Annotated in this window: 12 protein-coding genes; 2 read left to right on the top strand and 10 right to left on the bottom strand. The window is 44.8% G+C overall.

All coding sequences use genetic code 11. The annotated features are described in order from the left end of the window. Positions 1 to 107 precede the first annotated feature (107 nt). The 4 genes from AB5627_RS03720 to AB5627_RS03705 form a co-directional block, all read right to left on the bottom strand. Positions 108 to 1460 (bottom strand): MATE family efflux transporter, encoded by a 1353-nt coding sequence (locus AB5627_RS03720; protein ID WP_265290406.1) that lies wholly within the window; start codon positions 1458 to 1460, stop codon positions 108 to 110. Further along, complete coding sequence (locus AB5627_RS03715) at positions 1453 to 4137, bottom strand: glycosyl hydrolase family 59 (protein WP_265290407.1); 2685 nt, start codon at positions 4135 to 4137, stop codon at positions 1453 to 1455. The genes AB5627_RS03720 and AB5627_RS03715 overlap by 8 nt, the downstream gene beginning before the upstream one ends. Positions 4138 to 4297: 160 nt before the next feature. Then, complete coding sequence (locus AB5627_RS03710; RefSeq protein WP_278644948.1) at positions 4298 to 5116, bottom strand: AraC family transcriptional regulator; 819 nt, start codon at positions 5114 to 5116, stop codon at positions 4298 to 4300. A gap of 251 nt (positions 5117 to 5367) precedes the next feature. After that, positions 5368 to 6489, bottom strand: coding sequence for a metallophosphoesterase (locus AB5627_RS03705; protein WP_022286646.1), 1122 nt, complete (start codon positions 6487 to 6489; stop codon positions 5368 to 5370). A 172-nt stretch (positions 6490 to 6661) separates the two neighbouring features. On the opposite strand from AB5627_RS03705, the gene AB5627_RS03700 reads away from it, so the two are divergent. Next, positions 6662 to 7375, top strand: coding sequence for an acyl-[acyl-carrier-protein] thioesterase (locus AB5627_RS03700; RefSeq protein WP_022286645.1), 714 nt, complete (start codon positions 6662 to 6664; stop codon positions 7373 to 7375). A gap of 164 nt (positions 7376 to 7539) precedes the next feature. After that, positions 7540 to 8472 carry a cysteine synthase A gene (cysK, locus tag AB5627_RS03695; protein WP_022286644.1) on the top strand — a complete coding sequence of 311 codons (933 nt, stop codon included), beginning with the start codon at positions 7540 to 7542 and terminating at the stop codon, positions 8470 to 8472. Positions 8473 to 8694: 222 nt separating this feature from the next. Here cysK and AB5627_RS03690 read toward each other — a convergent pair whose 3' ends face one another. The 6 genes from AB5627_RS03690 to pyrF form a co-directional block, all read right to left on the bottom strand. Continuing rightward, positions 8695 to 9897, bottom strand: coding sequence for a transglutaminase domain-containing protein (locus AB5627_RS03690; RefSeq protein ID WP_368369678.1), 1203 nt, complete (start codon positions 9895 to 9897; stop codon positions 8695 to 8697). Between the two features lie 17 nt (positions 9898 to 9914). After that, positions 9915 to 10436: a DUF4358 domain-containing protein gene (locus AB5627_RS03685; RefSeq protein WP_022286642.1), complete on the bottom strand. Its 522-nt coding sequence runs from the start codon at positions 10434 to 10436 to the stop codon at positions 9915 to 9917. Between the two features lie 145 nt (positions 10437 to 10581). Next, complete coding sequence (locus AB5627_RS03680) at positions 10582 to 11493, bottom strand: dihydroorotate dehydrogenase (RefSeq protein ID WP_022286641.1); 912 nt, start codon at positions 11491 to 11493, stop codon at positions 10582 to 10584. Continuing rightward, positions 11486 to 12259, bottom strand: a complete 774-nt coding sequence (locus tag AB5627_RS03675; protein WP_038671067.1) for a dihydroorotate dehydrogenase electron transfer subunit — start codon at positions 12257 to 12259, stop codon at positions 11486 to 11488. The genes AB5627_RS03680 and AB5627_RS03675 overlap by 8 nt, the downstream gene beginning before the upstream one ends. 18 nt (positions 12260 to 12277) lie before the next feature. Then, a complete protein-coding gene (locus AB5627_RS03670) occupies positions 12278 to 12760 on the bottom strand; it encodes a hypothetical protein (protein ID WP_046440459.1) in 483 nt (160 codons plus the stop codon). 21 nt (positions 12761 to 12781) lie between these two features. Further along, a complete protein-coding gene (pyrF, locus tag AB5627_RS03665; protein ID WP_022286638.1) occupies positions 12782 to 13717 on the bottom strand; it encodes an orotidine-5'-phosphate decarboxylase in 936 nt (311 codons plus the stop codon). Positions 13718 to 13731: the final 14 nt, after the last annotated feature.

Below are 13731 nucleotides of genomic sequence, written 5' to 3'. Positions count from 1 at the left end.
CACTATGAATTTTCAATATGGTTTCATATGAATATTTCATATATAATATGAAACTGTTTCAACTTAAAAAAACTGCCGCACCCAATCGGTACAGCAGTTATGAAAATCTATTTTACAATTGAATGAAGCCTCCATTTTCCACCCTTGTATCTTATAAGGCTCACCATGGCGGTCACAAACCACGTTGCAGCGGTGGTGTACCATATGCCCCAATAGCCTATGAAAGCTATCCTTGTAAAGATAAGTGAAAGACCTATCCTGCATATTACCTCCGCCATGCCGTTTACAAGGGCATAGTTTGTGTCGCCTGCGCCGTTTAAAAAGCCCCTTGTGGTGTGGATAATACCCAGCGACCAGTAGAAAAGTGAGGTTATGATAAGCGCTTTTGCCGATATGCTTATAACAGTCTTGCCCTTGACAAACCAAGATGTTATCGCTCCACCGAACAGTGTGAACAGCACAAGCACCACTGCCGAGAATATCACCGATATCTTTATCGCACAAGCAAGACCTTTCTGCGCACGTTTTTCTTTTCCTGCACCGATATTCTGTCCTGTGAATGTTGAAACCGCCGCATTAAGTGAAGAAAACGGCTGTTGAACGAACTGCTCGATACGCATTGAAACTGTGTATGCCGCCATGACCGTTTCGCCAAAGCCGTTTGTCACACGCTGGAGAGCCACCATTGATACCGAGATAAGTCCGTTTTGTATGGCGATAGGCACGCCTGTTTTCACACAGCGGCTCATCATGTCCTTGTCGGCGTGCAGATCGTCGGCAGTGAGCCTTATCTCTCCGCTCACTGCAAAGCAGTACACAATACAAGAAATGGCAGAAAGTGCCTGTGTAAGCACTGTCGCCCACGCCGCACCTGCTATGCCGAATTTGAATACCACCACAAAAAGCAGGTCAAGGAGGGCGTTTAGCAAACTTGCTGCACCTAAGAATATCAGCGGTGTTTTTGAGTCGCCCAAAGCCCTCATTATGGCGTTTATCCAGTTGTATGCTGCCACCGCTATCGTTCCGCCGCAGGCTATCTGCATATACGCCACAGAATCTCCGATGAGCTTGTCAGGAACTTTCAAAAGCTCCAGTATCGGTCTTGCGGCAGGCACGGATAAAAGGCTTATTACAATGCCGAATATAGCTGTAACAAGCGCTGAGTTGAATACTGCCGACCGCATGGCTTTTTTCTTGCCTGCACCGAAATACTGTGCGACAATTATTCCTGCACCCACCGACAGCCCTATGCAAAGGGTGTAAAAAAGATAAGTGATAGAGCCTGTAGCACCAACAGCGGCAAGGGCGTCATCGCCCAGATAACGCCCCACCACCATAGTGTCCACTATATTGTATGTCTGCTGCAAAAGATTTCCTGCAAGCAAGGGCAGTGAAAACATTATTATGTGTCGCATTTCACTGCCTTGTGTCATGTCTGTTGTTCTGCTTATTTTAGTCATTATTTTCCTTACGCTTCTTTCTTGCTATGCCATATATCACTGCACCGACTGCCGCAGCAGCGCAAACGCCTGCCCCAACAGCTATAGGAAGCTTGCTTTTGCCTGACTTAGTGCTTTCAGACTTCGCAGGCTTTTTCTTCTCGAATGGTATCTTTCCGCCTGTTACCTGCATAGCGTCAATTGTATATTTGCCTGATTTTATGGTTACCTTTGCGGTGTGAGCACCCTCAGACAAGCCTTCAAAATGGCATGATATCTCACGCTGACCTGTCCTTGAAACTGTCACGAGCTGTTCATCACCTCCGTCTATTGATACCCCGAGTATAGCGTTTTCTCTTGTTTCACCTGAAAGCGCAAAGCCTGTTCCCTCAAAGCTTACTGTGAAAGAGTCGCCCTCTGTGCCATCTGATATGGTTCGTTTGTAGTTTTTGAAGCTGCTCATAAGGTTGTGTTCCCAGTTGCCCTCAAAAGTGAAGCAAGAGTCTGTTTCGTCAAAGCGAGTTACATATGTGTCACTGCCCTCCACAGGTTCAGCAGAGAAGTTGTCAAAGCTGTTTTTGTTGTATGAGCTGAAAAGTGACGCTCTGCCTGCACCGATAAGAGATTCACCCTCGTTCACAGTGTATTCAGCCACCATGTTTCCGTCAATATATCCACGGATAACGTTGTTTACAGCCTCGACTTTAAGCTTGTGAGAAGCTGTGCCGTCAAAGCTGTCTATGCTTCCACTGCTAAGAGTGCCGTCATTTGCTTTAAGCTCCCAGCTTCCGTTCTCATAAAGCTTTATCCAATAGCCACTGTATGAATTGCAGCCAAGCGTGTATCTCAGACCAACGCCCACATAGTTTGATCCTGCGTCCTGCGAAGTCGCAAAAGCAGCGTCAACGTTCACAGAGTAGTTATACCACCTGTCGTCACCGAATGTAGTCACAGGTTCGGGGGTGTAGCCCCACTCGTTGGCTTTCATGTCAGCCGTTATCTGCTGAACTAGCATATTGCCCTTGTCGGTCTTTTCCACCTCGAAAGCACCGCCCTGATCTGTTGTGTATCTTGGCGCATTGCCCCTTGATGAAAGATAATTCTCAGGATAGCCTGTATACTCAAAATCGTCCGAATATGGAAGCTTCAAAACAGTGCGTTCGCTCTCGTCAGCGTTTTTGTATTCTGTGCGCTCAGGTGTAACAGTAGAAATTGTCACAATAGAATTTGGCTTCACTGTCACAGAGTATGTATAAGCTCCGCCGTTCTCTGTAGGGGTTATATCCTCAGTTTTCTTGAAATAATTCTCGTCATAGCTGTCGTCAATGCTGTCAGGACCTCTTGTTTCCCATACGCTCACGTTGCTTGACGCCTTGTCAAGTCCTGATACCTTGAGGTCATACTGTATAGGCTCGCTTGTAGTGTTTGTGATAACAGTGCTGTAATCGCCTGTTTCTGTATCGGTGGCGGTCATGTAGCTATAAACAGCGTCGACGATAGCGTGTCCGTCACCGCCTTTTTTGCCGTCGCTGTAACAGCCACTGTCAACGAAAGCCCAGCCTTTTTCAATGAACTGCGAAAAATGCAAAGACATATAAAAACCGCTGTCAAGCATATAATAACCGCTCCAAGGGTCGCAGGCTGAGATAAGCTGTTTCTGACAGTAGCAAGCGCCGTCATAGTATGCCGATACAGCAGGCTGATACTCATAAAGTATCATTTTGCCGTTTGGATACATTCCGATTATTCTGTTTGCAATATCAAGTGTGCCGTTTATGCCTGCCAGCCCTGAGCCGTCATATCTGTATGTACACTGCGCATATGCCATTGGCGAGCTTGCTTCGCTGAACCAAAGCTCTTTGTTTTCTTCATATGCAAGCTTCTGTGCGTTCTCGGTGGACTCACTTGTGTAATGGCTTCCCACCACGTCAACAACGTTCATAAGTTCGCTGTCCTCATACATTCTGTCAGCAAAGCCCCATGTGCAGACCTCTTCTCCACCGACTATCTTTATCTTTGAGTAGTCATAAGGGGTGCCTTTTTCACTTTTGAGATGTGAGGAAAGATATTTCACCCATTCAGGGTCAGCTCCACGCTCATTCTGCACAGCACTTACATAGTCAAATTCAAGTCCATATGTTTCATAAGCGGCGTCAAGGGTGTTTTTATACCATTTGTATCTTGCAGCATAAACGTCGGAAGCGTCAGATACCCACTTTGGTTCACTCCACCAAAGCATATCCAATGTGAGGTCAGGATTTATCTTCTTTGCGTCAGCGGCAAGCTGGTATGCCGCACCTCTTGTTACGTCAGCCTTTTCGTCCTCTGTTCTCATTACAGATGGTTCTGTGCCTGATGATGAGTTTATATCCGCACCCATTTCCAACTTAAGGTGAGTAATGCCGATACCCTCTTTGCCAAACATATATTCCATTATCTGCTCATATACATCTGGGTGTTCAGCCTTGTAATCCAACAGAAGCCTTGATGAGTTGTTTGCACTCACCATGCCTGCCCCTCTGTAGCGCATATTTTCTTTGAGCTGAGCCGTAGTTCCGTCAATAACTATCTCTCTTGTATTATTTGTATTGCTATCGTTCACCGTTGTTCCCTCCGCACTGCAATTGTAAGCGCCTGCGCTAGATATCATCATGACCAATGCTGACACCATTGACGCGCTCCTTTTTAGTATCGTCATAAGTTATCCTCCTTGCATAAAGCATGGCTTCTTGCTTTCTTATGACAATTATAAGCTTAAAGGAGTGTATGGTCAATCTGAAATATTTTGCATATTATTAAGATACGAACATTTTGCTTTGAAATATGCTAAGAAAATTCTAATAAAGCTTAAAATATTATTACAAACCTGTTCCTCTTGAACGACGGTATTCTCTTGGCGAAACGCCCTCCAGCTTTTTAAAAACGATGCTGAAATAGTTTCTGTCCTCATAGCCCACCTGCTTGCCTATGTCGCCTATGTCAGAGTTGGTGTTAAGAAGCAGAGATTTTGCCTGAGAGATACGTCGTTTTGCAATATATTCAAGGGGACGCATTGAAATTTCTGCTTTAAAAACACGGCAGAAATGTTGTACTGACACTCCCGAAAGTCCTGCAAGTGTTTCTGCGGTGATATCCTCCATGTATCGGCTGTCAATATACAAAAGCGCCTGCCTTGTAATGCTTCCCACGTTGTTTCGGCTGTCAGGGAAAAGCATTGCAGTCCTCATGGCGAGGATATATTCATACACAAGTGCGGATGTTTTTTCGCCACAATTCACAGGGTCGGCAGCGGCAACTAAAATTCGCTCAAAAAGCTGAGCAGGTTTTTGGGTGTTTATCTCAGGGGAGAATCTAAAGCTGTCAAAGCCAAGGTTTGCAAGCATTTGCCCCGCAAATTCACCACGGAAAACTATCCAGTTTGTTATCCAATTCCCATTTGCAGGATAATATTCATGTGGAACGCTAGGGGGCAGATAAAATGCTGAGCCTTTTGTCTGCACAAATTCTTCTCCCCCGACAATTAGTCTGCCCTCGCCCCCTGAGGTAAAAAGAAGCTGATGTGAAACAAGCCCTTTGTCCCTTGTGACGTGAAATTCAGGGTCGGAAATGCCTATTCCGGTGAGATAAAAGGGCAGGGAAGTCTGCCTGCCGATAACAGGATATATGACCTTTGTCACTGCCACACCTCCTTTTCAAAGTGTAGTTTCATGGTAAATTATATATCCACAAGTGCGATTTGTCAATAGTTCGGTGCTTGACTACGGGTAAACATTGTGCTAAACTTTTATACACAGCGTTTTTCGACACAGCGAACACCCGAAAGACAGATGAACATTTTGGATAAAAATCACGATAGAAAAGCATTCAAAGCCCTGATACAGACTGAAGGGTCAGCATTTTCGCTGACCCTTTTGCTTTGTCCTGCTATTTAATTCTCCGAAACATCAATAACAACGTATTCAGACTTGCAGCCTGTTTTGAATTTTATCGCCCAGTCTGAAATGCCTGATGTCACGATAAAGTTGGTGTCCTCACGCTTTTCATAGCCGTATGTGCGGTCATTGCCGCCGATGAGAGTGCCAAGGAAGTTTATTGGTATGAGCTGACCGCCGTGTGTGTGACCTGACAAAACAAGGTCTACCTTTGACGCCGCCTGAGCGTCATAATCACAAGGCTGGTGATCCATTACAACTGTGAACTTCGAGCTGTCAAGATCCTTTGTGAGCTCTTCCATAGATGCTCTGTGACCGCCCTTTTCCATTTCCTCAGACCTGTCCTGTCTGCCTATTATGTAGAAACGATCGTCGATAAGCACGGTGTCGTCCTGTAATACGTTGACATTGTTCTTTTCAAGCTCCGCAATAAGATCGTCACCGCTGTAGCCACGATACGAAGGGTCATAGTATCCCTTGTCATGGTTGCCAAATGAGAAATAAACGCCGTATTTTGTTTTCAGCTTGCCAAGAGCTTCACAGCACTGTATCATGTCCTCTTTTGATGTGTCATCATCAACAAAGTCGCCTGTTATAAGCACCACATCGGGGTCAAGCTTCTGTATCTCTTCCATGTACTTTGCGAAGCCGTCCCCATGGAATGTTGTGCCAACGTGAGAGTCTGCAAATTGAACTATCCTTATGTCACCTGACTTCTTATCAGTTTTCAGTGTGTAGTCAGTTTCCCACACATTGCTGCAAAGATACCAGCCCACCGCAAGATAAACCACCGTCAGCGGCACGGCGATAAAGCCTGCAAGGCATTTGCTTGCCTGTTTCTTTGATATCTTCTTTCCAATGAACACAAACAAGTCGCACAAAAGCCAGAATATAACAAGATGCAGCAAACAGATTATCGCATTTATCCAGTCCCATATAAGCCATATTATGCCGCCTGTGAGCACTATAAGACCTGCACTTATGGCGTATTTAAGTACCTTTTTATCCTTTGAAAGCTTTTTTATAAAGCCAAAAGCTGATATTCTTCTTGTGAGATAAATAAAGCCAGCCACAGAGCAGACCGCCACAAGAATAGCTATCATTAACCATAAAAACATATTTTGCCTCCTGTAAAATTGCTGTAATATCATTATAAGTAGCAAAGCGGACTAATTTCAACAAGTTTTTTTTAACATTTCTTTACCTCTGTTAACATTTGTACCTATGTGCTGTTGAAAAAAGCGACAATAAGTTGTATAATTATCATATAGCAGAATGGAGGAAAGCAATATGTACGAAATGAAACGCACTGTAAATTGCAGCCAGATAGGTTCGCATGGCATAATAAGAAATAGCTGCCTTGTTGATCTTTTGCAGGATTGCTCTGTTATCCACCTTGACACTCACCCTGTTATGTCGCCTTTTTTTGAGAAAGAAAACTGCGTGATGTTTCTTGTGTCAAGACAGCTTGATATAGTCCGCAGACCTGAGCAAAACGAAAAGCTCACCGTCAAAACATGGACATATGAGCTAAAAAGAATGTATGGCTACAGAAATACAGTTATATATGACGAAAACGGTGATATCTGCGTGAAGTCTATAGCTTCTGGCGCTTTCATGGACAAGACCTCTCAGCGGCCTATAAAAGTTCCACAGGAGCTTGTTGATAGGGTGAAGCTCTATCCAAAGCTTGATATGGAGTATCTTCCAAGAAAGATAGCCCTACCTGATACTGAGCCACAGGTGTATGAGGATATCCCGGTGCTGAAATGCTATATCGACATGAACGAACACGTCAACAATGCGAGATATCTTGACATAACAGACGAGTTTGTGGAAAACGAGTCTGCTGTGAAGCGTATCCGTGTGGAATATAAAAATCCCTTGAAGCGTGGTAAAGCCATAAAGGCTCTTGTTTATACCGATGTGGGCAGAAAATTTGTGGAGCTTTGCGATGAAAATAATAAGCCATATTGCATTACTGAGTATGATTATAGGTCATAATGCACAAATCGAAGCTCGGAATAAGCTGGCTTTGTTGTATAAAACATAGAAAGCATATTAATCCTATTGACATAGTAGGAATAAAGTGATATAGTATAACCATAGCAAACATAAGCGGTACAGAAAACCGCATAAAATAATTTTCATATCGGAGGTAGATTAAAATGTCAAAGATCTATAAGGGCGTTTCGGAGCTTATCGGAAAAACTCCAATAATCGAAGCAGTTAATTTTGAAAAGGCAGTAGAGGCTGACGCAACTATCCTTGCAAAGCTTGAATATTTCAACCCGGCAGGAAGCGTTAAGGACAGAGTTGCACTTGCAATGATCGAGGAAGCTGAGAAGAAGGGCGTTCTCAAGAAAGGCGCAACTATTATAGAGCCTACATCAGGAAACACAGGTATCGGTCTTGCGGCTGTGGGCGTATCAAAGGGCTACAAGGTAATTCTTACAATGCCTGAAACAATGAGTATCGAAAGAAGAAATCTTCTTAAGGCATATGGCGCACAGATAGTTCTCACAGAAGGCGCAAAGGGCATGACAGGTGCTATCAAGAAGGCTGACGAGCTTAAGGGCGAGATCGAGAACTCAGTTATCCTCGGTCAGTTCGTAAACCCAGCAAACCCAGCCGCTCACTTTGCAACAACAGGTCCTGAGATCTGGGAAGATACAGACGGTAAGGTAGATATCTTTATCGCAGGCGTTGGCACAGGCGGAACAGTAACAGGTGTTGGTCAGTATCTCAAATCAAAGAACCCTGACGTTAAGATAGTAGCAGTAGAGCCTGCAACTTCACCTGTTCTTTCACAGGGCAAATCAGGTCCACACAAAATTCAGGGTATCGGCGCAGGCTTCGTTCCTGATGTCCTCGATACAAAGGTTTATGACGAGATCCTCCCTATCGAGAATGAGGACGCTTTCAAGACAGGCAACAAGTTCGCTAAAACAGAGGGTATCCTTGTTGGTATTTCATCAGGTGCAGCGCTTAAAGCCGCTGAGATACTTTCAAAGAGACCTGAGAACAAGGGCAAGACTATCGTTGCACTTCTCCCTGATACAGGTGAGAGATATCTTTCAACAGCACTTTTCGAGAACTAATTTCTCAAACATACAAAATCGGAAAAGGGCAGACAGTCAGGCAAGCTGACGTGTGACCCAATGAACAAGCTTTCTTCGATCAAATCCGATATAAAAAGCCGCAGGGTATACAGTTTTTACGCTGTATGCCCTGCGGCTTTTATTAAGGCAACACCGCACAAATCCCACCTGACGGCGTGCAATCTTTGTGCGGTATTGCCTTAAAGAATCCCCTTATAGGCTTTAACCCATTATGTTATTATCAGAATAATCAGGCTCATACTCATAATCTATTCCGAGAGCATCTGAGAAAGCCTTTGAAAGCTTGTCGTAATCAATGCCGAGTGCATTGTCTGTGTCATAAGAATTATCCGAATCGTCATCATCTGCCGAGTTTAAAGAAATTCCAAAGCAAACCTTGTCCCCTGCGTCAATAACAGGTGTGGAAGAGACGTTGTAATCGTCAATGTAAAAGTTTGATATTATGTTTGTGACCTGCTCCGCAACAGCAGTGCTGCCTGCCCCCTCCGGAACGTCCAGTGACATATATATAGTTTTTCCTTTATCTGACATTGCTTCCTTTATGCGCTCAGGTATATCATAAACGCTGTCAAGCTTCTTGGCATTCTTGCATATGTAGCAATCGTTAGTGGCAGTGCATTCAGGGAAGTCCTCTTTGTTCCAAGGATAGGAGCCGTCGTCCTTTGCAGTGTCAGGTACGTTGAAATATGCGTAGTCTGGAGCTTCGTTGCCACCATCAAATGTCACATCAAGGTGATACCATTTGCCATCTATCTTCACAACGTTCCAAGCGTGTTCGCCGTTTTCTGTTGAGTGTATTATCTTGCTGTCGATACCTAGGACATCAAAAAACAGCTTTATTGTTGTTGCGTTTCCCACACAGATAGTAGAGTGGTCATGGAAAAATCCGTAAGGATTGTATGACTCGTCATCTTCACTGTCATCAGATATCGCCACAAGAGAATCGTCATTAAAGTGGGTCTGAGAGAACACATAATCATAAACAGCCTTTTTCTTGTCATATTCGCTCATGCCGTCTTTGATTATCTCGCCCACAGCCTTTTTTAGCTCTTTGAGTATGTATTTGTTCTTGTCGTCAGTGAGCTTTGAATCATCACCCGACTTGTAAGCTTCAACCACTGCCGTATCATCATAGATAGGGTGTATCTCACCGTTTACGTTGCCGTCACCGTCTGCGGGATCAAATATATCCTCCCCCAGAATGTTAGAAAGCGTGTTTTCCAGCTTTTCAAGCTTGTCGTTAAGCTCTTTTATCTTCTCGCTGTCGCTGCTTTCTGATTGTGATGATGTGCTTTTAGCAATTTTAGTATCAGAACTGCTTTTATCTTTTGCACAGCCTGTCATACCCGCTGTAAGGCAGGTCAGACAAAGTGCGAGGGTAAGTATTTTTTTCGCTGTTGTCATTTTCTTTCCTCCGTCTTTTAATTTATCATGTCTGTTATCTCGTCAGATATCTCGTCAGCATTGTCAGAGATAACAAGCACCCAGTAATCTCCAGCCTGAAATATCTTTGCCGCCTGTATTTTCTTTGTTTCTTCAGGCTTGTAGTTTTCATATTGATTAAGTCTGTAGCTCAGCCTGTCTGCAAGCTGGCTTTTTGCACTGCTTCCGTCAGCCATTTTGAGCATTGATATCTCGTCAGCATAATTGCCGTCAGAGGAGTAAAGTATTCCTCCGTCGCTGAGCTTGTCAGCTTCTATACCATAAAGCTTTTCGGTATTCTTTGTGAAGCTGTCCTCACCGTAAAAAGTCGAAGCGTCCATGTGGTCGCCCTCTATTGCCGAAAGGATATCCTTTGCAGTTTTACCGCTGTCTGCCGTAGATGTAACAGCACTTTCGGAGGCCTCAGACGAAATGGTGTTGTCTGCTCCGCATGATGTCATTGAAAGCGTGGTAAGAACTGTAAGTGCAGATGTTATCACGCAAAGTACTCTAAGAAACATATCTTTCCCCTTTCTCTGTCAGCCTTTCCTGACGACTTAAATTATAACACTTTTGCAAGCTGTTTTCAATGAATTTAAGAAATTCATAAGAAAAAATACCATAAAAATATCCGTCCTGTAAAAAGACGGATATTTTACTATGTTATTACCAAGGCTTAACAGTGCCAACTATCTCAGAGATGTTGTTAATGCCGTTGTCTTCGCAGAATTTCTGCATACCCTCGGCTATCTTCACAGGTACATAAGGGTCAGCAAATATTGCCGCACCTACCTGAACAGCACCTGCGCCTGCCATCATCATTTCAATGGCGTCTTCCCATGTGGCGATACCGCCCATGCCCATAACAGGTATTTTAACAGCGTTTGCCACCTGCCATACCATTCTTACGGCAACAGGGAATACCGCAGGACCAGAAAGTCCGCCCACGTTGTTTTTCAGTATCGGACGGCGTGTCTTTATGTCGATACGCATACCAAGAAGTGTGTTTATCAGCGAAACAGCGTCAGCGCCGTTTGCTTCAACAGACTTTGCAATGTCCACAATGCTTGTAACGTTCGGTGAAAGCTTTACCATAAGAGGCTTTTCCGTAACGTCCTTAACAGCCTTTGTGACCGCACCTGCAACGTTGCAGTCAGTGCCGAAAGCCGCTCCGCCCTGTTTTACGTTCGGGCAGGATATGTTAAGCTCTATCATGTCAACAGCGGTGCCGTTGAGCTTTTCTGCAAGCTCTGCACATTCTTCGATAGTTGAACCTGCTATGTTGGCTATTATCCTTGTGTCCTTTGTTACAAGGTTTGGAAGCTCGTAGTTTATGAACTTGTCAACGCCGCCGTTTTGAAGTCCAACAGAATTGAGCATACCGCTTGGAGTTTCCGCAACTCTCGGACTGGGGTTGCCCTCACGGCGGTGAAGCGTAGTGCCTTTTACGGATATTCCGCCCAGCTTTGAAAGGGGATAGAACTGCTCGTATTCTCTGCCGTAGCCGAATGTTCCGCTTGCAGGGATAACAGGGTTTTTGAACTCAACTCCGCAGAAATTCACATTTATCCTATTCATCAAACACTACCTCCTCGCTGTCGAATACAGGACCGTCCTTGCAAACGTGAGAATTGAACTCCTGCCCGTCCTTGACAGTGCGGCATACGCATACAAGACACGCACCCACGCCGCAAGCCATTCTCTGCTCAAGAGATACCTGACAGTAAATGCCGTTTTCCTCACATATTTTTGTGATATTTTTCAGCATTATCATTGGACCGCAGGCATAAACGATATCAGGCTTTTCGCTTTTAAGCACGTCAAGAAGCGCGTCAGTAACAAAGCCCTTTCTTCCTGCCGAGCCGTCGTCAGTGCAAAGCTGAACGTCACAGCCCATAGCCTTGAAGTCCTCCTGCAAAATAACAGCCGCAGCGTTTCTGAAACCGCTTATAACAGTGGCGTTCTCGCCGTATTCCTTTGCAATGCCCACCATTGGAGGTGTGCCTATGCCGCCGCCGATACAGACAGCTTTCTTGCCCTTTTCAAGCACCTTGAAGCCGTTACCCAGCGGTGCGATAATGTCAACAAGGTCGCCCTTGTTAAGCTCGCTTATCTTGTCAGTGCCGTGACCTCTTACCTCAAAAACAAGGCGGATAGTACCCTTGTCCTTGTTGATATCGCAAATAGAGATAGGTCTGCGGAGGAAAAAGCCCTCTGCCTGCACCTGTGCAAACTGTCCTGCCTTTGCCGCCTTTGCAATGTGCGGACAGTATATCTCAATGTCAAAAATTCCTTTTGCAAGGGTCTTTTTTGAAACTATTGGGTATTTACCCTGCTTGTACATTAAAAATCCTCCCTGTACTTAGTTCTTTACCTCATTCGGAGCGTTCACCGCATCAAAAACGAGAGTGACCGAGCTGTCATTATCAGTATAAGTAAGCTTTAGCGTGTAAGAGTCAGCAAAATAGCCTATCTTCTGCTTTTTGGACATATTCTCCCAACCGGCAGGCGGCGCAAAATCCACTCCGCTGTCGTCAATAAAGATAAGATCAAGATCGTCGCTGTCCATTTCGATAGTGCCTTTTAAGCAGGGATTGCCTGCTTCTGCGTCATACATGAGATAGTTGCCGTCTGAACGGATAATAAGGCTGAGATAGCCCGAATAAAGCTCGCTGTTGTCAAGGGGCGTTTCACGGCATTTCCACTCACCTACGATACATCTTGGGAAATCGCTTTGCTCCTGCTGACTTTCTGTCAAAGAGCTTGTATCCTCGTTCTTTGCGCAGGAGCATAAAAGCAATGCTCCCACCGTCGCTGTAAACAATATAACGCCCTTTGCTGTCATACTCAGTCACTCCTTTAGTGTTTATTCAAGTGTGATCTTTGGCAGATATGAGATTATATCCTCTTTCATTCTGATAACTTCACGTCTTGCAGCCTTTGCAAAATCATGCTCGTCACAGTTATCCTCTTTCTTGTATGCACACATTACGCCACGGGAGGAGTTTACGATAGCGCCAAGTCCGTGATCGTCAAATGCCTTTGATACGCCCTCAGCACCGCCGCCCTGTGCACCGTAGCCCGGTACAAGGAAGAATGTGTGCGGCAGAGCCTTTCTCATTTCAGCAAGCTGCTCAGGATAAGTCGCACCCACAACTGCGCCAACACCGCTGTAGCCATACTTGCCCATAACGTCCTTGCCCCACAGTTCGCACATTGAGCCCATTGTGGCATAAACTGTCTTGTTGCCGATCATAAGATCCTGAAGCTCACCGCTTGACTTGTTTGATGTCTTTACAAGAACGAAAATGCCCTTGTCATATTTTCTGCACTGGTCAAGAAGCGGGTTGATTCCGTCTGAGCCGAGATAGCCGTTTACAGTGAGAGCGTCTGCACCGAAAGCTTCCACAAGCTCACCGCCAACGTCAGTAAGACCAAGATGTGCGGTTGCATAAGCTTCCATAGTTGCGCCAATATCGTTTCTCTTGCCGTCTGTCATGACGAACATTCCTTTTTCCTTTGCATACTGTATAGTCTTGTAAAGGGTCTTTACACCCTCGTAGCCATACATTTCATAGTATGCAGCCTGTGGCTTGATAGCAGGGCAGATATCGTGTATCTCGTCGATTATAGTCTTGTTGAACTCCCATATAGCCTTAGCCGCACCCTTGAGCGTCTTGCCGTATTTCTTGAACTTCTTTTCCTTGATGTATTCAGGAACATAGTCAAGCTTTGGGTCAAGTCCCACTACTGACGGGTTCTGTGTCTTTACGATATTTTCAATAAGTCTGTCAAATGCCATTTTTATCTTCCTTT

The sequence above is a fragment of the Ruminococcus sp. RTP21198st1_G1_RTP21198_201120 genome (assembly GCF_040924265.1).
GTDB lineage: Bacteria > Bacillota > Clostridia > Oscillospirales > Ruminococcaceae > Hominimerdicola > Hominimerdicola aceti.
Note: the sequence above shows the minus strand (reverse complement) of the source record. Positions and strands in the feature narration are given on the sequence as shown.